The 21,305-nt window shown below is 42.2% G+C and carries 16 protein-coding genes and 2 pseudogenes; 9 read left to right on the top strand and 9 right to left on the bottom strand.

The genetic code is table 11. The features are described 5' to 3' along the window. Positions 1 to 619: 619 nt before the first annotated feature. The 3 genes from WAX46_RS04910 to WAX46_RS04900 form a co-directional block, all read right to left on the bottom strand. Complete coding sequence (locus tag WAX46_RS04910; protein ID WP_336493442.1) at positions 620 to 1,996, bottom strand: aspartate kinase; 1,377 nt, start codon at positions 1,994 to 1,996, stop codon at positions 620 to 622. 171 nt (positions 1,997 to 2,167) lie between these two features. After that, positions 2,168 to 3,604: an MDR family MFS transporter gene (locus WAX46_RS04905; RefSeq protein ID WP_336493441.1), complete on the bottom strand. Its 1,437-nt coding sequence runs from the start codon at positions 3,602 to 3,604 to the stop codon at positions 2,168 to 2,170. 16 nt (positions 3,605 to 3,620) lie between these two features. Beyond that, positions 3,621 to 4,487 (bottom strand): TetR/AcrR family transcriptional regulator, encoded by an 867-nt coding sequence (locus WAX46_RS04900; RefSeq protein WP_336493440.1) that lies wholly within the window; start codon positions 4,485 to 4,487, stop codon positions 3,621 to 3,623. A 161-nt stretch (positions 4,488 to 4,648) separates the two neighbouring features. Here WAX46_RS04900 and WAX46_RS04895 point away from each other — a divergent pair, with 161 nt between their 5' ends. Beyond that, the gene (locus tag WAX46_RS04895; protein ID WP_226566586.1) at positions 4,649 to 4,900 is read left to right on the top strand and encodes a hypothetical protein; all 252 of its coding nucleotides are present in this window, start codon (positions 4,649 to 4,651) and stop codon (positions 4,898 to 4,900) included. On the opposite strand, the gene gabR is transcribed toward WAX46_RS04895, so the two are convergent. After that, positions 4,888 to 6,312: a MocR-like transcriptional regulator GabR gene (gabR, locus tag WAX46_RS04890; RefSeq protein ID WP_336493439.1), complete on the bottom strand. Its 1,425-nt coding sequence runs from the start codon at positions 6,310 to 6,312 to the stop codon at positions 4,888 to 4,890. The genes WAX46_RS04895 and gabR overlap by 13 nt on opposite strands. A 107-nt stretch (positions 6,313 to 6,419) precedes the next feature. Between gabR and gabT the strand changes: the two genes are divergently transcribed. The 3 genes from gabT to WAX46_RS04875 are packed head-to-tail and all read left to right on the top strand — an operon-like array spanning position 6,420 to position 10,514. Further along, entirely contained in the window at positions 6,420 to 7,736 is a 1,317-nt protein-coding gene (gene gabT, locus WAX46_RS04885) for a 4-aminobutyrate--2-oxoglutarate transaminase (RefSeq protein WP_226566588.1), read from the top strand. A 21-nt stretch (positions 7,737 to 7,757) separates the two neighbouring features. Continuing rightward, on the top strand, positions 7,758 to 9,116 hold the full coding sequence (locus WAX46_RS04880) for an APC family permease (RefSeq protein WP_226566589.1): 1,359 nt from the start codon (positions 7,758 to 7,760) through the stop codon (positions 9,114 to 9,116). A gap of 3 nt (positions 9,117 to 9,119) precedes the next feature. Then, complete coding sequence (locus tag WAX46_RS04875; protein WP_226566590.1) at positions 9,120 to 10,514, top strand: NAD-dependent succinate-semialdehyde dehydrogenase; 1,395 nt, start codon at positions 9,120 to 9,122, stop codon at positions 10,512 to 10,514. Positions 10,515 to 11,156: 642 nt separating this feature from the next. Here the strand turns inward: WAX46_RS04875 and WAX46_RS04870 are convergent. Together WAX46_RS04870 and WAX46_RS04865 are read right to left on the bottom strand one after the other, a co-directional pair. After that, positions 11,157 to 11,771 carry a YcnI family copper-binding membrane protein gene (locus WAX46_RS04870; RefSeq protein WP_226566591.1) on the bottom strand — a complete coding sequence of 205 codons (615 nt, stop codon included), beginning with the start codon at positions 11,769 to 11,771 and terminating at the stop codon, positions 11,157 to 11,159. 15 nt (positions 11,772 to 11,786) lie between these two features. Next, on the bottom strand, positions 11,787 to 13,421 hold the full coding sequence (locus tag WAX46_RS04865) for a copper resistance CopC/CopD family protein (protein WP_336493438.1): 1,635 nt from the start codon (positions 13,419 to 13,421) through the stop codon (positions 11,787 to 11,789). 505 nt (positions 13,422 to 13,926) lie between these two features. On the opposite strand from WAX46_RS04865, the pseudogene WAX46_RS04860 reads away from it, so the two are divergent. The 4 genes and pseudogenes from WAX46_RS04860 to WAX46_RS04845 all read left to right on the top strand — a co-directional run bounded on the left by WAX46_RS04860 (position 13,927) and on the right by WAX46_RS04845 (position 18,842). Beyond that, a pseudogene (locus tag WAX46_RS04860) lies at positions 13,927 to 15,370 on the top strand (PTS mannitol transporter subunit IICB). 66 nt (positions 15,371 to 15,436) lie between these two features. Continuing rightward, complete coding sequence (locus tag WAX46_RS04855; RefSeq protein ID WP_226566593.1) at positions 15,437 to 15,871, top strand: PTS sugar transporter subunit IIA; 435 nt, start codon at positions 15,437 to 15,439, stop codon at positions 15,869 to 15,871. Position 15,872: 1 nt separating this feature from the next. Beyond that, a pseudogene (locus WAX46_RS04850) lies at positions 15,873 to 16,993 on the top strand (mannitol-1-phosphate 5-dehydrogenase). A gap of 100 nt (positions 16,994 to 17,093) precedes the next feature. Next, positions 17,094 to 18,842 carry a methyl-accepting chemotaxis protein gene (locus WAX46_RS04845; protein ID WP_336493437.1) on the top strand — a complete coding sequence of 583 codons (1,749 nt, stop codon included), beginning with the start codon at positions 17,094 to 17,096 and terminating at the stop codon, positions 18,840 to 18,842. 39 nt (positions 18,843 to 18,881) lie between these two features. Here the strand turns inward: WAX46_RS04845 and WAX46_RS04840 are convergent, their stop codons facing one another. Then, entirely contained in the window at positions 18,882 to 19,127 is a 246-nt protein-coding gene (locus WAX46_RS04840) for a DUF2651 family protein (RefSeq protein ID WP_336493436.1), read from the bottom strand. Positions 19,128 to 19,173: 46 nt separating this feature from the next. Continuing rightward, the gene (locus WAX46_RS04835) at positions 19,174 to 19,353 is read right to left on the bottom strand and encodes a hypothetical protein (RefSeq protein ID WP_336493435.1); all 180 of its coding nucleotides are present in this window, start codon (positions 19,351 to 19,353) and stop codon (positions 19,174 to 19,176) included. A gap of 291 nt (positions 19,354 to 19,644) precedes the next feature. Between WAX46_RS04835 and WAX46_RS04830 the strand changes: the two genes are divergently transcribed. After that, a complete protein-coding gene (locus tag WAX46_RS04830; RefSeq protein WP_336493443.1) occupies positions 19,645 to 20,898 on the top strand; it encodes an aminopeptidase in 1,254 nt (417 codons plus the stop codon). Positions 20,899 to 21,042: 144 nt separating this feature from the next. Here the strand turns inward: WAX46_RS04830 and WAX46_RS15740 are convergent, their stop codons facing one another. Continuing rightward, complete coding sequence (locus WAX46_RS15740; protein ID WP_226566662.1) at positions 21,043 to 21,225, bottom strand: tyrosine-type recombinase/integrase; 183 nt, start codon at positions 21,223 to 21,225, stop codon at positions 21,043 to 21,045. Positions 21,226 to 21,305 lie beyond the last annotated feature (80 nt).

Genomic DNA, 21,305 nt, shown 5'->3' with positions numbered 1-21,305 from the left:
TCTCAAAAAGCTAGCAAACTGGACATGGAAAGGACCATGTCCAGCGTAAGACAACTGATAAATTTTATCAAAATAAGTGAAAACCCCACTTTTACTTGAAGTAAAGGTGGGGTTTGTCTACGGTCTGGCTCATCTATAGAGATGAGTTTTTTCAATGGATGTATTTAATATTCTGCAAAAGAGTCAATGCTTTCTATAATTTCGCAAAGAAGATATTCAAAGAAGTGGTCTTTGGCGTAAATCGTATTATCCTCATATGGGGACCAATTAAGCACCGGGCACTCACCATCTTTCATTTGGTTTGCGTCTAAACACATCATATACGGAACATTGTTGACTATGATGACCGCTTCCAAAAGAAAAGGGCTGGTGTATATGTATAACCACTCAGTCAGTTTCGGTAAACGTCAAGCCGATCATCTTTAAATAAAATATTCGACTGAATCACACTGAACGCAAGATCTTGCTTAATGCTCGTTAAATAGCCGAAATTCATAAAAGCCTTAACGTTTGTGCATAGATGACCAAATATTGAATGCTTTGTTCATTCAGACGTAATCAGCTCGAATTTCTGATGATCAAAAAAGACTGCCGACCCTGAGATCTGGCAGTCTGCTTGTTAAAGGGAGACAGGAACAGTAGACAAAGAGAAAAATTCCTCATACAAGGCTTGAACGGCTTCTTTTTCTTGAGCCACTTTGACGCCAAACATCATGCTGACCTCTGAAGAGCCTTGATTGATCATTTCAATATTGACTTTGGCTTTTGACAACACCTTTGCTGCTCTTGCTGTTGTACCAACATTATGACGCATCGCTTCTCCCACGACCATAATGAGGGAGAGATTCCGCTCTAAAGCAACCTCATCTGCATCAAGCACGAGCTTCAGACGGTCTAAAAGCTCTTGTTTAATATGCTGCTCCTCAAGCTGATCCTGCCTTAAAATAATGGTCATATCATCAATGCCAGAAGGGACGTGCTCATAAGTAAGCCCATATTCCTCTAGCGTTTGCAGCACCTTACGGCCGAAGCCAACTTCTCGGTTCATCAAATACTTCCTAATATAAATGCTGCAAAATCCATTGTCTGAGGCGATCCCAACAACAGGCCCATTCGTATCATCCCGTTGATTTACGATTTTTGTCCCTTTGGCTGCTGGGTTATTGGTGTTTTTAATCTGAACAGGAATGCCTGCCCGGAAAGCTGGAATGAGCGCTTCATCATGGAACACCGAAAAACCAGCATAGGACAGTTCTCGCATTTCCCGATATGTCAGTTCAGTGATTTCCTTTGGCTCGTGAACGATTGTTGGATTGACGGCGTAGACAGCATCCACATCTGTAAAGTTTTCATACACATCAGCCTTCAGTCCGTTTGCCAAAATGGAGCCTGTAATATCTGATCCGCTTCGAGAAAAGGTGACGATATCACCCGCTACACTAAATCCAAAAAAACCAGGGAATATAATGACGCCAGAACGCTCTCTTAATTTATACAAATGATCATAGGATTCTGGGAGGACTTGCGCTTGACCAGGCTCATCGCTCACAAATAAACCAGCTTCTTTTGGATTCACATAGTGTGCTTCGACACCTTGATGGCGGAAATAGGCTGCAATCAGCTTTGCGTTATTATCTTCACCGCTTGCCTTAATGGCATCAAGATAGCGCTCAGGACGAGACAAATCAGCCTGTAATAATGCATCTAGTTCACGCCGAATGGCGTCAATAATGTCATGACCTAATCCAAGTTCATCAGCAATCGACGCATATCGTTCGATAACTGCTTCCTGTAAATCATGTGCTTCACCTAAACGTAAATATTGTTCACCGCAGCTAATTAATAGATCGGTAACCTTCGTATCCGTTGAATGCCGTTTTCCTGGTGCGGAAACAACGACTGCTTTTCGAGCTGGATCTGTTGTTACAATGTCAAATACCTTTTGCAGCTGCTTGCCAGATGCAAGAGAACTGCCACCAAATTTAACGACCTTCAATTCATACATCTCCTATAGTAAAAATTTTCTCACAAATTGAATAGTTTCTATTATCAACTCTTTCCTTCAAATTATCAAGGTTTTTCTTTATGGGGAGTACAAATGTATTTTTGGAGAGGATGATAAGATGAAGCCTATGAAAAAAGAGCTGGCAGTATGCCAAGCTCTTTCTTATGAAGATGAGGAGGAAGAAAGCTCCTCTTTCATTACTTTGTGATTACGTTTTTCATTTAAGAAAGTTGAGAGGATGAGACCAATCACTGCAATAAGACCAGCAACAAAAAATGACATATTCATCCCATGTACGGCTGATTTCATCGGATTGGCTAGTTCTGCATTTGCGGCAGAGCTGCTCATAATGGAGACAAGCACAGCCGTCCCAATAGAGCCACCCATTTGTCTCATCGTGTTATTCATCGCTGTTCCATGCGGGATGAGATGAGGGGGTAAAGAGTTAATGCCTGCTGTTGTCAGCGGCATCATGATCATCCCAACTCCGATTAAACGAACCGTATAGGCAACCGTAATCAGTGTGATCGATGAATCGAGACTTAGCATCATTAATGGCAAGGTGGTAACGGTTAAAATCGCAAATCCGCCTAATGCCAGTCCTTTTCCGCCGACCTTATCAAAAATCCGTCCGATAAGCGGTGATAGGAAGCCCATAAATAGAGCACCAGGCAATAGGATGAGCCCTGTATCAAGTGCAGACAATCCTCTGACATTCTGCGTATAGAGCGGCAGAATGGTCTCGGTTCCGATCAGTAAAGCAAAGACGAGCATACCAAGGAAGGTCGTTAAGCTAAAGATCGAAAACTTAAATACACCAAATTCAAGCATCGGTCTTTTCAAATTCGACTGACGCAGGATAAAGAAGAACAAGCTCACTGCCCCGACAATTAGCGAAATGAGGACAGTCGCACTCGTCCAGCCATATGTTCCGACACTAGAAAATCCGTACAGTAACCCACCAAATCCGAAGGAAGACAGGATGACAGATAAGACATCAATGCGTGTTTCTCTTTGCTGCGTGACATTTTTCATTAAGAAGAAAGCAAGAATAAGATCAATTATACCGATTGGCAGAACAATATAGAATAAGTACTTCCAAGTAAATGTGTCTATAATCCAGCCGCCAAGTGTTGGCCCAAGCGCTGGTGCGAATGAAATGACAAGTCCGACCATGCCCATGGCCTGGCCGCGTTTTTCTTTCGGGAAAATGGTTAAAAAAATCGTTTGCATGAGCGGCATTAAAATCCCCGCTCCTGCTGCCTGCACGATACGCGCTGCAAGTAACACCGGGAAATTCGTTGCAAATGCAGCAAGAATTGTACCAGCTGTAAAAATACTAAGAGCCGTTAAAACCAAGGTGCGGCTCGAAAATTTTTCAATTAAAAAAGCGGTAATCGGGATGAGAATCCCGTTTGTCAGCATAAAGGCTGTTGTCAGCCATTGCCCTTTGCTGACATCAATATTGAATTCCTCCATGATATGTGGGATCGCTGGAATGAGCAGCGTTTGGTTTAAAATCGCTACGAATGCCCCAACGAGAAAAATCCCAACAATCACAGATCGATTATAGGATGTATGTGTGGTTGATTGGTTCATGTTATCCCTTCTTTATCTATAAAATGATGCTTTTCAGCTGTGACGCGTTTTGAGATAAAAAGCTGTTTTTACCTAAATAATCGAGCAATGAGCTGATTAAAAAGGTTCTCGGTTGGTCCTTTGATAATTCTTGATTGAGCAGCTCAAACGCAGAGAGGAGATGATCTTTTTCTTCTCCATTTGAGAGTGAGTGAAGCTCTTGCTTCATCTTCGTTAAGTACGTGATGACCTGTTTTTCCTCATCATATTCGTCCTGTGGGGAAAACAGATAGGAATCCATCAGCTCATTTGTTAACACAGGTTCAATGGAGCAAGGCTTTGTCGATACACGGTCCATCACACCGATGATCATTTCGGCGGCATTTTCTAATTGGATGTTCTTATGCTCTATGGCCAGCATTAAGATGAATTCTCTCATTAATCCATTGAGGACAATCACGAGATCCCAGACATAAGGAGCAACCGATTCACCATACGTGCTTAAAATAATGTCTCTGTGCCGCTGCATGATAATGGAACGTGTTTCACGCAAATGCTTTTTGACAATGGGTGGATGCTGAGAAAATGCTTCGAATGACAGCATACTTAAAAATTTATGATTCTCTTTAAACTCCTCAAGCTCAAGCTTAATCTTCTTTGTGAACTTTTCCTTTTTGGATAGCCTCGTCTCTGAATGAATGATGTGAGAAATCTCCCTCATTTTCCGCTGATTATATTTAATCAGTTCTAATAGAAGCTCTTCTTTCGAATCAAACAGTTTATAAATGGACGCTTTTGATACTTTACAGGCATCGGCAATCGACTGCATGGAGACACTCATATAGCCTTTTTGTGAAAACAATTTTTTTGAAACCCGCAAAATCTCTTCTTGCTTTTCGTTCATCATCATAAGTCCTTTCCGAATCGGTAAAACCATATGGTCACAATGGAAACCAAGTAGTCACTTTTGACATGATAACAAAACCAATCGATCATTTCAATAAAACGAACTTAAAAAATACCTGTTTGTAGGCAGGTATTTGATCCTTCCATTTAGGTAGGAGATTGTATGCTGGAACAAAATACTTTTATCGTATGAATAATCCAAACCATCCAAACCATCCAAACCAAGATGACATGCCGCTGATTTCTGTGCTGCAAGCATTGGCTGATCATGTAAGGGTAGAAATTGTCCGCCTAAGAAAAGATGACATCGAGACTGTCTTTACAGGTCTTTTGTCATCCGTTTCATCAGTAGATAAAAAAATGGTAAGCCAGCGGTCTATGAAGAACAGCTGGCTATTTTATGTCCCGTAAATCGACTCATACAGCCGTTTCACAGCCGGCTGAATCTCCTCTGGACGTATGTGAGAAAAGCCAAATACGAGTGGAACAAATCCTTTTTCATGCCTTGGCGATTGGTCATCCAGGGTGAAACGGTCCATACCGTACATTTTCAGCTTTCTTTCTTTGGCACGCAGTAAGATCTCATGCTGCGTACGATCTGAGCGGAACTCTGCGATAAAATGAAGACCTGCATTTTCGCCGATAATCCGCACATTGTCACCGAAGACGGTTTCGAGTTCTCCAATGAGCTGCTTCCGTTTTTCCTCATATAAACCATTCATTCTTTTAATATGCCGCTGGTAAGCGCCGTCTTTAATAAAGTGAAGAAGGGTGTATTGGGTAATAAGATTGGCTGTTTGAATGAAAAAATGCTGTTCTTCCTTATAGCGTCTTAATAGATGCTGCGGCAGCACCATGTAGCTTATCCGCAAGCCGGGCAGCAATGATTTTGAAAAGGTCCCCATATAAATGACTTTGTCATATCGATCAAGGCTTTGCAGAGCTGGTATGCTGTCTGTCCCATACTTAAATTCACTGTCATAATCGTCCTCAATGATATAGCGATCTGGATGATCGGCCGCCCAGTTTAATAGCTGAATTCTTCGAGAAATTGGCATGATCACCCCTGTTGGGAACTGATGAGAAGGGGTAATGATCAAAACATTCGGCTGTTTATTCTGAATGTCGCTCATCCGCACACCTTTTTGGTCAATTCCAATCGTTTCAATTCGGTGATGATTATTTTTCAGCATTTGATAGAGTCGGCGATAGCCAGGGTTTTCTAACCCGTATACTTGATCAGCTGGAAGAATGCTCGATAACGAATGAATGAGTGATTGTGTGCCTGCACTTAAAATAATCTGCTCTGAGTAGCATTTGACGCCTCGTGCAAGTCCGATCATCCGGGTAATTGTTTCCCGTAATTCATAAACACCCTGTGGATGCGGGAGCTCGCTAAAGGATTCTTGGTGAAGGTCGATTGCCTTTTGTTCACATTTCAGCCAATTTTTAAATGGAAAATTTGCTGTATCGACAGAGATGTGTGAAAAGGAATACCAATCGTCTCGTACAATAGGTTCTTCCTTTAAATCCGCAGGAAGGGAGGAGGGTTTCAGCTGATCCGACTCATGAAACGTTTCTAGCGATTCTACGAAAAAGCCTTTGCGTTCCACAGAATATAAATACCCCTCTGCGAGTAATTGCTGATAAGCACCATTGACTGAATTGATACTGACTTTTAATGTATCGGCTAACTCTCGTTTAGAGGGTAATTGATCGTGTGGCTGAAGGTTTCTATTTAAAATTTCGTCTTTGATTTTCGTGTATATTTGGTGATAAATAAATCCGTTTGTCCCTGTTAGATCTAGTTGAATGGTTAGCATAATGTCATTCATCCTCTCTGATACCATTAAAAAAATGATATTGGTACTTTCTATCATACCAAAAAATATTCAGAATAATAAAAAAGATATAAAGGGGATGGATGAGAATGAGTCAAACGACAACAAACCGTTTTTCAACAGAAGAATGGCAGGAGAAAAGAGATCAATACGTTGCAAGAGGCGTCAGTAATGGCAACCGTCATCTTGCAGCGAAAGGGAAGGGAGCCGAGCTTTTCGATATTGATGGGAATCGTTTTATTGATTTTGCAGGCGCCATTGGCACGTTAAATGTAGGACATTCACATCCAAAGGTTGTGGAAGCAGTCAAAGCACAGGCAGACAGTCTGATTCACCCAGGCTTCAATGTGATGATGTATGAATCGTATATCGAATTGGCAGAAAAGCTTTGTCACTTAACACCAGGGGATCATGAAAAGAAAGCCATTTTCTTAAATTCAGGTGCAGAAGCTGTTGAAAATGCTGTGAAGATTGCACGTAAATATACGAAAAGACAGGCTGTTGTGTCCTTCACTAGAGGCTTCCATGGCAGAACGAATATGACCATGAGTATGACGAGCAAGGTCAAGCCTTATAAGTTTGGTTTTGGACCATTCGCATCAGAGGTGTATCAAGCCCCATATCCTTATTACTATCAAAAGCCAGAAGGATTAAGTGATGAAGCTTATGACGAGTACATGATTGATCAATTCAATCAATTCTTTGTGGCGACCGTTGCGCCAGAAACAGTGGCTTGTGTGGTCATGGAACCAGTCCAAGGGGAGGGCGGATTCATTGTGCCATCGAAGCGATTTGTTCAGCACGTCGCTTCATTCTGTCAGCAGCACGGTATTTTATTTGTTGCGGATGAGATTCAAACAGGCTTTGCAAGAACGGGGAAATACTTTGCGATTGAGCACTTTGATGTCGTTCCAGACTTAATCACTGTGTCAAAATCACTTGCAGCTGGCTTACCGCTAAGCGGAGTTGTTGGCAGAAAAGAATTGCTTGATGCAGCAGATCCAGGGGAGCTCGGAGGAACTTATGCAGGCAGTCCGTTAGGCTGTGTGGCAGCACTAGCTGTTCTTGATATTATTGAAACAGAACAATTGAATAAACGATCTGAACACATTGGACAAATCATTGAGGACAAAGCGAATGAATGGAGAACAAAGTACCCATTCATTGGAGAAGTCCGCCGCATAGGGGCAATGGCTGCGATTGAAATTGTCGAAGATCAAACAACGCGTACACCAGATAAGAAAACAGCCGCAGCCATTGCAGCATATGCAAATGAGCACGGGCTGCTCTTATTAACGGCAGGGATTAATGGGAATATTATTCGCTTTTTAACACCACTTGTCATCACAGATGAGCTGCTACATGAAGGACTAGGTATCATCCAAGACGCCTTCACAGCACGCTAAACAACAAAGGGGGATGGTTGTATGCAAAAACAACAAATGGCAAAAAACATGTCGCAGTCAGACGTACTGTTTTTATCGATTGGTGCAATGCTCGGCTGGGGCTGGGTTGTACTTTCTGGAGATTGGATTTTAACAGCTGGATTTTTAGGCAGCGTGATTGCCTTTGTGATAGGGGGCATTCTCGTCATCTTTATTGGACTCACATATGCCGAGCTTTCGTCTGCGATTCCTGAGACAGGAGGGGGACTCGTCTTTGTCCAGCGGGCATTTGGGATAAAATCGGCTTTTGTCTCGGCATGGGGCGTTTTGTTTGGGTATGTGTCCGTTATTACATTTGAAGCTGTCGCGCTACCGACTGTCATTGATTATGTCATTCCAACACAGCACGTTGGTTTCCTATGGAATATAGGGGGCTGGGACGTTTATTTCACTTGGGTGTTAATTGGATCTGGCGGTGCATTATTTTTAACTGCACTGAATTACATTGGTGCAAAGCCAGCTGCTATTTTTCAATCCGTATTTACAGTAGCGATTATCCTAACAGGACTTCTACTGTTAGGCGGTGCGACGTTTAACGGAGACTTATCAAACCTTGAGCCGATGTTCCAAGGCGGGGTTGGTGGTCTCATGGCAGTCTTAGTCATGATACCGTTTCTATTTGTCGGATTTGATGTCATCCCTCAAGTGGCGGCGGAAATCAATGCACCGAAGAAAATCATCGGAAGAATTCTGATTATATCCATTGTGAGTGCAGTTGTTTTCTATTTACTCATTGTCTTTGGAGTTGCAGCGAGCATGTCAAAGGGACAGCTTGAAGCCTCATCACTTGCAACTGCAGATGCAATGGTGCATCTTCTCGGCCATCAGGCATTCGGTACTGTACTCGTGATTGGCGGAGTAGCAGGAATTGTGACGAGCTGGAATGCTTTTATCATTGGTGCAAGCCGAATCCTGTACGCAATGGCGGAAAGAGGCATGATTTCAAAATGGTTTGCGTATATTCATCCAAAGTATAAAACACCGACAAATGCGATTTTGTTTCTTGGCGGATTGGCTTTTTTCGCACCGTTATTAGGTCGCCCTGCCCTTGTATGGATTGTTAATGCAGGTGGTGTGGGAATCATTGTCGGGTATTTAATAGTGTCCATCGCCTTTATGAAACTTCGTAAAACAGAACCAGAGCTTGATCGTCCATACCGCATTAAATACTGGCGGACAACAGGAGTATTTGCCATTGGACTTAGTCTCCTTTTTCTTTCATTTTATTTTCCAGGCATGCCGGCCTCTCTGTCATGGCCAGCTGAATGGATATTGCTTTTAGGTTGGGCACTCATTGGGTATATACTATATGTAATGAATTCAAGAACGAAGGAGAAGTAGAGCATGACAAACGAACTAAAAGTGTATAATCCTGCAACAGGAGAAGAAATTGCCTCGGTTGCTCAGCATACAAAAGAACAGATTGAAGATGCGATCACCCGCTCACACAAAGCATTCAAAACATGGGCAAAGACGTCTGCACATGAACGTGCGAATATCATTCGTAAGTGGTTTGATCTGGTCATTGAACATAGAGACAGACTAGCAAAGGTCATTACTGAAGAAAATGGAAAGCCGTATCAAGAAGCAATAGGGGAAATCGTCTACGCTGCTGGGTATATTGAATGGTACGCAGAGGAAGCAAAGCGCATTTACGGCCGAACCATTCCGTCTCATACGACAAATAAACGTCTTTTCGTCACAAAACAACCAGTTGGCCCAGTTGCTGCAATTACACCGTGGAATTTCCCCGCGGCAATGATTACAAGAAAGGCTGCACCAGCTCTTGCGGCAGGCTGTACGTTTATTGTGAAACCGGCTGAGGATACGCCACTGACAGCCATTGAACTAGTGAAATTAGGTCATGAAGCTGGGATTCCAGAGGATGCCTTGCAATGGGTAGTCGGTGATGGAAAAGAAGTTGGTGAAATCTTCACAGATAGTCCGTTGATTCGCAAAATGACGTTTACAGGCTCAACGCCAGTCGGAAAGCATCTCATCAAAAATAGTGCCAGCACAGTCAAACACGTATCGATGGAGCTTGGCGGTCATGCTCCGTTGATCGTAGACAAGGATGCGAACCTTGAACTGGCTGTGAAACAGGCAGTGGCATCTAAGTTCCGTAATGCAGGACAGACCTGTGTCTGTGCCAACCGCATCATTGTGCATGAAGAAATTCATGAAGCGTTTGCTCAAGCGTTCAGCAAAGAAGTAGAAAAGCTGAAAGTGGGAAATGGTTTTGAACAAGGCACTTCCATAGGACCAATTATCAATAAGCGCGGCTTTGATAAGATTGTCGATCAAATTCAAGATGCGGTCGATAAAGGGGCGAAGGTACTTGTTGGTGGAGATACACATTACGACGATGAGAAGTCCTATTATTTTGTACAGCCAACGGTTCTCACACACGTCAATCCTTCTATGAACATCATGCATGAAGAGACCTTTGGTCCAGTGGCACCGATTACGACGTTTCAAGCGTTAGACGAGGCGATTGAATTAGCCAACGATACTCCTTTTGGACTTGCAGCTTATTTCTTTACAGATAATTACCGGAATGGACTTTACATCTCAGAGAATCTTGATTACGGTATTATTGGCTGGAATGATGGGGGTCCATCGGCTGTTCAAGCACCTTTTGGCGGTATGAAGGAGAGTGGCATTGGTCGTGAAGGCGGTATCGAAGGCATCGAGCCATATTTAGAAACAAAATATGTATCCATTGGTTTAGATGGATAATGAATGATTTTAGACTGACCGAGAAACCTCGGCAGTCTTTTTTTGTGTTAGACAGTTGGAGGGAATAGTTGATCCACTGTTTCTTTCGTTTCCTTGAGGATCTCGTGGATGTCATTCTGCAGATGCTTGATTCATACTGCTGAATAAGAGCAGTTCAACTGGCTCCAACGATAAAATTAAAGACTTCTGTACAGTCGTCATGAGATGGGATGGGGTAACGAAAGTTCTAGGGGCATCGTACATGTTCATAATGACAGCTTTTTTGTCCTGGAGTAGATTCTCAATCCCTTGTTCCTTGGTCTGATAAGCAAATCCCTCCGAAAAGGACGCACTCTACATAGCCCTTTAACATGGAAATCGGAAGAATAAATGTTGGACATCCGCTTTTTGAATGAGTTTCTGTCCTGTTTGAATGGCAATCGGCACATTACCGCTTTTGATCGCTGCCTTTTCCGCAATGGAGAGCTGCAGTTGAGCAAATATGATTAGTAGTTGGTTATGTGTCTCATTATGGCATGCACCTGTATCCTATTAAATCCTATGTTGGAAATGGTAGGTTGTTAAAATAAAAAGCGATCGTCAGAAAACGATCGCTTCAGCGTGTAGACAAACCTTCTCTTTCGGTGTTAGTCCTGGCAGATTTTATTTCTTTCTGAAAGCAAGTCCAAGTGCAATGAGTGCCACGACTAGAGATGCAATGGACAGGCCAAGGGCAAGTGGTGAGGGAGAAGTAGTGTCTGTTTCAGATGCCTTTTCTTCTTTTGGTTTTTCTTGACCGTGTGAATCCGTTACGGTATTAGAAGCGACGATGTTTGTGATCGAATGCGGTTTATCAGTATCTTTATCGCCAGTCCATTCAACGACCGTTCCATCTTTATAATATTGATAAGCATCCCATGCTGCTTCGCTTGCTTTTTCAGGGTTTTTCGCTACAAAAACGAATTGTTGGAACTGTCCAGCTAGCACACCATCACCTGTTGCTTCCCAAGTGACTCTTGTGACTTTGCCATTTTTCTCTTCAGTTGTTGTTTTCCAGCCAGGTACTGGCTCGTATTGTTGGAATTCTACGCCTTTAGGCATTGTGACGACAACCTTTGTGGTCGGGCTGTCACTCTCAGAAGGTACTTTTAACGTATAGGTTTCCCAAGCGTTTGTTGCAGACGTATTAGGCTTGACTGTTACGTGTGCACTCACAGGAATCGCCAGTAAGAATGAAGCGAGAAGCATTGGTAATAAAGCTTTAACGTATTTTTTCATAAATATGATCTCCTTTTAGTTTCTTCTAATAAAAGTAGTGTTGATGTTTTCAAAAGAACCAGTTAATGCATGGATTTCAATCTTCCAAGTTCCTTTTTCATTTAATAAGAGATTTTCAGCAGAGAAGTGTCCATTTTTTAATTGTTTCAGCTGAAATTCGCTCGGTGTCTCTTCACCGAATAAGGCGACTTTATGGATCTTGGCTGTCACAGATTGAATGTCAGTGATTGTTTGCCCATTCCCCTTCGTAAATCCCACTTCGAACGTATTTTTCCCAGGGGCATTCGGGGTAATGCTCAAGGACACAATGTCACGATGCTCGACCTGATTTGCTCCAAAGAATGGTTCTGGTGCAGGGGGGGGAGGGCTCGGAATATTGGTGAATACAGCCGTTAATAACAAAATAGCGATCCCAATGATCCATTCTACCCGTAAGGAAACGTTTCGATTGTGTTTCTTTTCCCATCTTAGCATCAAATAATGGACAAGCCCAAGGAGGCCCATGATGATAAATAAACCAATCTTGATTAAAAGCGTCCGTCCGTACACTGATTGGAAAAGAGCATCAAACGATTGCAAAATAAAGATCGCATTCACAAAGCCTGAAAACATTATTAGCCCAACAGAGAGCAACGCCCACGGATGGAAGGCTGTTAGTGTCTTGCGTAAGAGCGGCTGATCTTCATTTGGCAGCTTCTTGAGCAAAAGCAGAACAATGGAGGTTAAACCCCCGACCCAAATGGATGCAGAGACGAGATGGATGAAATCAAGTGACGTTGTCAGTATTTTATTATCTGTTGCTGCTGGGTGACCGATCTGTGCTTTCAGCCAAAGGAGCACAGTGAAAATGAGCAGCGGAAACATCCATACCCGAAAAGAAGTGAAGTTCCTTTTTTTCATCGCCACAATGGTCCAGATGGTGAGAACAACAAACGATGCCATGAGCATCATCCACAAACTACCACCAGAAGTAGACAAAATGGTTTCTTTTAAAAGCGATGGTTCAAACGCCTTCCAATACGACACGTTTGCCGCTGATTTTGTTTGAATCGGCAGCTGGAGCACGAGTGCTCCGCCCATCATGATGAGTGAGAGTGTTAACAGCCACTTCATTCGTTTGGCTAATGCGGTTTTAATGGCTGCCTGAAACCAAAACAGTCCAAATAAAATAGTCCCCAAAAATAAGCTAAACGACGTATAGAGAAAGGCTTTGTCAATGGTCGAAGCCATATTAATGGATTCATTCGATTGACCTTGATCTAATTGGTCAAATCCTCCATCCGCTTTTCCAATACTAAATGGGATCATGCCAGAGACAGAGTGTCCATCCGCTGATACCGCATTCCACTGAATGGTGTAAATCCCTTTTGGTAAATCCTTTTTTAAAGCAGCTTCCATGATCTTTTGATCCTTAATGACCGTATCTCCCTTATCCACACGATCACCTTTTGCATTTAGCACCTTAATAGCATGAAAGCCGCTTTCAATTCCTTCACTAAATGTGATAGAGACTGAAGGAGGCTGCTTGTCGAGCTCTTCATTTGCCGCTGGATTTGAGCTCACCACATATGCATGAGCAAATGCTTCCTTCGGCATGAAAAAAGCGAACATCACGACAAGAATCAGCAGCCAGTTGCGATATTTCAACAATGTCAATAACCGCCTTTCTACCTATGAAAACGTCTCATGTATCAGAAAGAAAGCGGAAGTAAACTGTGAGTCACAGAAGAAACCGCTCTTCCTATTGTGCCGCCCACTTTAAAAGGTAAACGAAACAAACAGCAAGATGGTTCACTTTTTCTGTGTCATGTCTGCGCAGACGTTTCTTGAATAAATAGCTTTGATCAATATAAGCCTATTCGATTTAAGAAGAGAAAACAAGAAGCGACCATTTGAAAGTTGTGAAATTCCAATGAATTTTCTATCAAAACTACGTCAGATCAGCCTTTTTACCTGTTATTTCCTGTTTTATATCAGAGAATTCATTCATTTTTAAATTTTGTCACACACTAAGTGACAAAGTGACATTTAGTTTTAATAGAAGGGAAAGTGAAAGCGTTTTACGATAGGTATAAGGGCTTCACCAACACTTGTTCTTATATCTTTTGACCTATAAAGCCCTGAATAAAGGGAGAGAAGAAAGGGGTTTTCACAGATGCAGGAAAAAAGAGGATTCCGCGTGAAAGTACAGCGCTTTGGAAGCTATTTAAGCGGCATGATTATGCTGAATATTGGAGCATTTATCGCTTGGGGGCTTATTACAGCTTTGTTCATTCCAAGTGGTTATGTTCCAAATGAACAATTAAATACACTCGTTGAACCAATGATCAACTACTTACTGCCGCTATTAATCGGATATACAGGCGGTAAACTCGTCTATGACCATCGAGGCGGGGTCCTTGGTGCAACCGCTACGCTTGGGGTCATTGTTGGTTCTGATATTCCAATGTTTTTAGGTGCCATGATTATGGGACCACTTGGCGGTTATCTCATTAAGAAAGTAGACCAGCTATTCAAAGATCGAATCAGATCAGGTTTTGAAATGCTTATTAATAACTTCACGGCAGGTATCCTCGGTGCCATTCTTGTTGTCATTGATTTCTACGCAATCGGCCCAGTGGTACTTGGCCTTAATAAAGTCCTTGCCGCAGGTGTAGATATCATTGTCAATGCACATTTACTTCCGCTGGCCAGTATCTTCATTGAACCTGCGAAAGTATTGTTCTTAAACAATGCCATTAACCAAGGTATTTTAGGCCCTTTAGGGGTGGAGCAAGCAGCCAAAACGGGTCAGTCTGTTCTGTTCTTGCTTGAAACAAACCCAGGACCAGGTTTAGGTGTTCTTCTTGCGTGCGTATATGTTCTTTGGAAGAGGGAATGCGAAGCAATCTGCACCTGGTGCAATTGTCATTCAGTTCTTAGGGGGAATCCATGAAATTTACTTCCCGTACATCTTAATGAAGCCAAAACTCATTTTGGCTGTCATTGCAGGTGGAGCAAGTGGTGTTCTGACTTTCACTTTATTAAATGCAGGATTAAAGGCTGTCCCATCACCAGGAAGTATTATCGCGCTCATGCTAATGTCACCAAAAGGCGGCCACCTTGCCGTTCTAGCAGGTGTTGCGGTGGCAGCGGTCGTATCGTTCCTTGTCGCTTCTGTCATTTTGAAAGCGTCCAAAGCAACTGATGAGGACTTAACGGCAGCAACAGAAAAGATGCAAGACATAAAAGGGAAGAAAAGTCCAGCAGCAGCTCTAACAGCACAAAAAGAAGATGCGGAAGCGAACGAGCAAGCAGCATTTCCAAGTGATGTCAATCCAGATGACGTGAACAAAATCATCTTTGCCTGTGATGCAGGAATGGGCTCAAGTGCGATGGGCGCTTCCATCTTAAAGAACAAAGTCAAAAAGGCAGAGCTTGATATTGATGTGACAAACACATCCATCAGCAACATCCCAAATGATGCCGATGTGGTCTTTACCCATAAAGATTTAACAGACAGGGCCAAGGCAAAACTGCCGGGAGTTGTGCATATCTCAGTTGACAATTTCTTAAACAGCCCGAAATACGATGAGCTGATTAAGAAATTAAAAAAATAACATGACAAAACGGGTTGAGTTCAACTTTTCCTGATTTTCCATTCTAAAGAAGGTGTGTGATCATTCATGAAACAAGTACTTTCAAAAGACAATGTTTTTCTGAACGAACAAGCAGGTTCTAAAGAAGAAGCCATTAAAAAAGCAGGAGAAGTCCTAGTGGCGAACGGCTATGTCACGAGCGATTATGTTGACAAAATGTTTGAAAGAGAGAAAATCTCATCTACATTTATGGGCAACGGGATTGCGATTCCTCATGGGACAGAAGATGCCAAAGCAGCTGTCCTGCATTCAGGAATTTCAATCATCCAAATCCCAGATGGCGTTGAATATGGAGAAGGAAATATCGCCAAAGTCGTATTTGGAATCGCTGGGAAAAACAATGAGCATCTTGATATTCTTTCTCAAATTGCGATTGTCTGTTCAGAAGAAGAACATGTAGAACGCATCATTCATACAAAGGATCAGGATGAACTGATCGCCATCTTTAATGAGGTGAACTAACATGAAGGCACTTCATTTTGGAGCAGGGAATATTGGCAGAGGGTTTATCGGATCTTTATTAAAGACATCAGGCTTTGAGCTTGTATTTACGGATGTAAATGAAGCGGTCATCAATGAGCTGAATGAAAGAGGAGAATACACGGTTGAACTCGCAGCACCGGGGCAGAAGCAGGAAGTGGTAGGTCCTGTGTCAGCGATCAATTCGGCACAAAACCCAGCGGCATTAACAGAGGCTGTTGTCACAGCCAATTTGATTACGACAGCCGTTGGACCAGCCGTATTGAAGATCATTGCCTCATCTATTGCTAAAGGGTTAAAACAAAAAAAGTCTGACCATATCATCAACATTGTTGCCTGTGAAAACATGATTGGGGGCAGCTCTCATTTAAAAGAAGCCGTTTTTTCTCATTTGACATCAGATGAACAAGAAGCGATATCACAAACAGTTGGCTTTCCAAACGCTGCGGTTGACCGCATTGTTCCGATTCAGCACCATGAGGACATTCTCAAAGTGTCAGTTGAGCCATTTTTTGAGTGGGTCATTGATGAGACGGGCTTTATTGGAGATGGTCCTCAGATTGACGGAGCGACATTTGTACAAAATTTGACGCCATATATTGAAAGGAAGCTCTTCACTGTCAACACAGGACATGCCCTAGCGGCATACGTCGGTTATCAGCAGGGCATTCAGACGATCAAAGAAGCTGTCGACACACCAGAGATACGTCAAGTTGTCGAAGGTGCCCTTCACGAAACGGGCAGCTATTTAATTGACACATATGGCTTTCAAAAAGAAGAGCACGATGCGTATATTCAAAAAATCATCAAACGATTTGAAAATGCCTTTATTTCCGATGAAGTGACTCGTGTCGCACGTTCCCCCCTCAGAAAGCTGGGAGCAGATGACCGCTTGATCGGCCCAGCGAAGAAAATCAAACAGCCAGTTTATTTAATCAAAGGCATTGCGCAGCTTTGGCTTACGATTTTGCAGAAGACGAAGAAGCTGTTCGCATGCAAGCACTAAGGAAAGAAAAGGGCATTGAAGGTGTGCTGCAAGAGATATGTGGACTTACGCCAAAAGACGATCTCTATCAATCCATTCTGAAAGAAACAGCCCTATAATCGAAAAATCCCTTTCCATTTATGTGTAACCGGTTTTTTCTATGACTTTTTTAATACTTTCCCTCGCTTGACGATATATGAAGTAAGGGGGAATCTGAATATGAAAAAGAAAGCGTTCGTTTCAAGAAGTGTCTTTTTTCAATTAATGTCTGCCATCATCGTGATTACGATTTTAACAGGCGGACTTGTTGGAACAACAGGTTATTTGTTAGCGGAAAATATACTAATTGATGCAGGGAAAGCAGATTTAAAACACATCGTCAACGGAGCAATGGCCACACTTGAACAATTAAATGACCGTGTGGAGAAAAAAGAACTGACACTGGAACAGGCGCAGGAACAAGCCCGTATTTACTTGAGTGGGCCTAAAAATGACAAAGGGGAAGGATACCAATTTCAAAAATCAGATTTTATCTATAAAAATAAAGGCTATCTTGTCGCATATGGAGCGGATTATTCATCACAAGTACATCCTGTCAGTGACATTGGCTCTATCCCAGATAACACGACCAACCGTCAAAAAATGGTCGCTGGCGCCACAGCAAAGGGCGAGGATGCACACTATGTCACCTACATGGATAAAGACAATGCGACTGGGGAAGAAAAGCAAAAGATGGCCTACATGAGCCAGTTCACGCCATGGAATTGGAGTGTAGGGATTGCAGTATTCGAGGATGAATTTTATAAAGAACTAGAACAGATGAAGCTATATATTATCCTGATTACAGCGGGTGTCGCTTTCCTTAGCCTTGGAGTCTTTTATTTGGGCGCTCGAAGAAAAATCAGACTGCTCAAGCAAGTCACTGCTGCTTCAAAAGAAATTGCGGCTGGTAATATTGAACGTACGAGCTTAAAAGAAACAACGGATGAAATCGGACAGATGGCACAAGGCTTTAACCATATGTCTGGAGAACTCAGAGCACTTGTGAGAGGTTTACAGGAAACGAGCAGTCAACTCGTCGAATCAGCGACAGATTTATCTGCGATATCTGAAGAAACATCAGCCAGCAGTGAAGAAATTGGCCGAGCGATTGGCGATATATCGACTGGTACGCTTCATCAGGCATCAGACCTTGAGGTGGCCAATCAACAAATGACCCAGTTCAATCAATCCATTGAAAACGTCAAAGAGCAAAGCGATCAAATTAAACGAATTTCTGACCAGTCGAATCAATCATCACAGCAGGGCCAGAAAATTGTTCAGAAATTAAAACAATCAAACGAACAATCGATTCAGGCGTCTCAAGGAATTAGAACTGGGATCGAGCAGTTAAGTACAAAAGTTCAGGATATCTCTCAAATCACAGACACGATTGAAAGCATTTCAAATGAGACCAATTTACTTGCACTGAACGCAAGTATTGAAGCGGCACGCGCAGGAGAGCACGGCAAAGGCTTCTCGGTTGTGGCGAGTGAAGTACGGAATTTAGCTGAACAAACAAAGCAATCAGCGGTCCAAATTCAGCAAATGATCCAAGGCATTAAAGAAGAAACGACGGCAACAGCCGGCATGATGTCCAAAACAATGGATCGTTTTGCCGAGTTAGATGAGGCGGTTCACGCAACAGAACAAGAATTCAATACCATCTCTACATCGATTTCACAAACCATCGTTGAAACCAATGCGATGACAAAAGAGCTCAATACATTGCTGGAACAAAACGATCTCATCACAAAAGCGATGCATGGTGCAGCACATATTTCTCAAGAAAATGCCGCCGCCATCGAAGAAATCACAGCATCTACAGACGAACAAGTGACCGCCATCTCCAATGTGGCAAAAGCAGCAGAACGACTCAATGAACTAAGCATGCGGTTGAATCAGGACATTGCGCGTTATCGTCTATAAATCATTACAGGACTGGATTATGATGCAGTCCTGTTTTTCTTAAGGAGCCTTCTTAATAATGAGAAGAGTTATGACAGAAGAGATTATGGAAATCACAGTGTAGCATACTACCCAAAATAAAAAGGAAAGGTTTCCTTCTGCTAAAGTAAATAAACAAACCAAACTTAATAAGAGACAAACATGAGGAGAAACCCAGATGTTTCTAAAAATACGTGTTCCTAATACCCCTATTAGAATGGACAATATGGGCAAAACAAAAACAATTAATAAAACAATAGATCCCACTAGGTCATCCCCCTTATTACTGAATTAATTCAAGTCGTCCCGTTTCTCAATCTTTTTTTGATTGAATATCAATAGATTTTGCTAATTTTCCTTTTTTAATGTTATATAGATCTACACATCCTATCACATTTTGTTCCTTTTGAGTATGGTATTTAAAAAACGCATACATGTTATCTTTAGAGAATTGAATGTTTTGGAGATATTGTTCTTCTTTTGTTTCTTTCATATCAAAAGCTTTTATTAAGTTAAAATTTTTATCATAGATTAATACTTTACCTTCAGAGGATGGAATAGCAATATTACCATTGTGAAGGACTTCAATTTATGTTGGCATCAATATGGGGTATTCTAATGGATTTCAAAAGTGGCTCATTCCTATGTTTCCGCCGTGCCCTTTAGAAAAAATCACATCTCAAGAGAATTGTTATATTCATGAGATAAATGGAGACCTATGCTTGTCTAAGTGTGACAATTTAACATTTTATCAAGGAATAAAAAGTTAGGAGATGAATGTGTGATGACGAAAGGAATATATGAGCTTATTAGTGAAGAACAATTGCAAAAGTATGCCGAACTTGCGGTGCGAATTGGTGTAAATGTGCAAAAAAATCAATTAGTGGTTATTCATAGTGACATAAAAAACGCAACTTTTGCACGTCTTATCCAAACTGCAGCCTATGAAGCGGGGGCTTCAAATGTGGTGATGGACTGGACAGACGAACAGTCTACCCAAGCATTTTATATACATGCCACAGATGGTGCCATCGATCAATTTCCCGACTGGCAACATGCCCGTTATAAGGAGTGGGACGATGCGGGCGCTGCTTACATCCATATTATTTCTGAAAACTTCAATATCTTTAAGAATGTTTCCCCAGAAAGGATTAGTCGCTTTCAAAAGGCTTTCCGCACCAAGTTGGAGGATCATGATGCAATGATTAGGTCCCACAAGGTACGCTGGTGTCTTCTAGCTGTCCCGTCCTTCGCATGGGCCACGAAAGTATTTCCTCATGTAAGTAAAGAAGAAGCTGTGCAATTGTTATGGCAAGCTATCTTAAGTGGTGCGCGGGCAGTTGGAACAAATCCTATCAAAGACTGGGAAAAACATGACCGAGCCTTCGAGTCCCGGAAAACGTTTCTAAACGATCACCAGTTTGCCGCTCTGCATTTTACCAATAGCCGGGGAACAGATCTCGTCGTCGGCATGCCAAAGAATCATGTCTTTATCGGCGGAGGGGTCACAGATAAAAAGGGAATTTCATTTTTTCCGAACATTCCCACAGAGGAAATATTCTCTGCCCCCCATAGAAATAAGGTGAATGGAAAACTCGTAGCTACGAAACCGCTTGTCTATGGGGGAAGAGTTATCTATGATGTTTCCCTCATTTTTCAAAATGGACGGATTAAGGACTATGATGCAGCCACTGGACAGGATGCGCTCCAACATCTCATCGAAACAGACGAAGGTTCCCATTATCTAGGGGAAATTGCGTTGGTCTCTAACCATTCTCCACTTGCTCAGGCGGATATGCTTTTTTACAACACATTGTTTGATGAAAATACGGCTTGCCATATTGGCATCGGCAACGCTTCTCCTTCCAACCTACAATATGGCAGCAACCTACCTGGGGAAGCGTTGAAGGAAGCAGGACTGAATACGTCCCTCTTGTTAGTCAATGTTGCCTTTGGTACCGAAGATATGAAAGTGATAGGGATGAAAGAAGACGGAACGGAAGTTTTATTATTAAAAGATGGTGATTTCCAATTCTAATAATCTCAATTCCTTTATATATCGTGGGCTTAACTAAGGTAAGGAAAAGTATAGATGGTCAAACCCGTACCAATAAATTGTTCCTAAATAAGCAAAATAAAAGCAACCTTTCCTGATTAATTGGAAGGGTTGGTTTATCTTTATTTATGGAATCCAGGAATGAAGACCTCTGCCAAGCTTGGAAGCATGAATCTTTCTTCTTAAATAAATCCTAGTCGTGTCTAGCTTCTTGTGCCCAAGAGCACTTGAAATTTTGTAAACGTCAATTCCTTGATCACCAGATATAATTGCATAACCATGCCGTAAAGTATGTGGTGTTACACTCATTGGTATCAATGCAACTTTGTTGGCAACTAAATTAAGCAAAAGTCCTATGTTACTGTCACAAGGTAGAGTCCAAACCCCTA

This window comes from Bacillus sp. FJAT-53060 (genome assembly GCF_037104745.1).
GTDB classification, from domain to species: Bacteria; Bacillota; Bacilli; order Bacillales; family Bacillaceae; genus Bacillus; species Bacillus stratosphericus_B.
The sequence above is the reverse complement of the archived record's forward strand: the minus strand, read 5'-3'. Positions and strand labels throughout refer to the sequence as shown.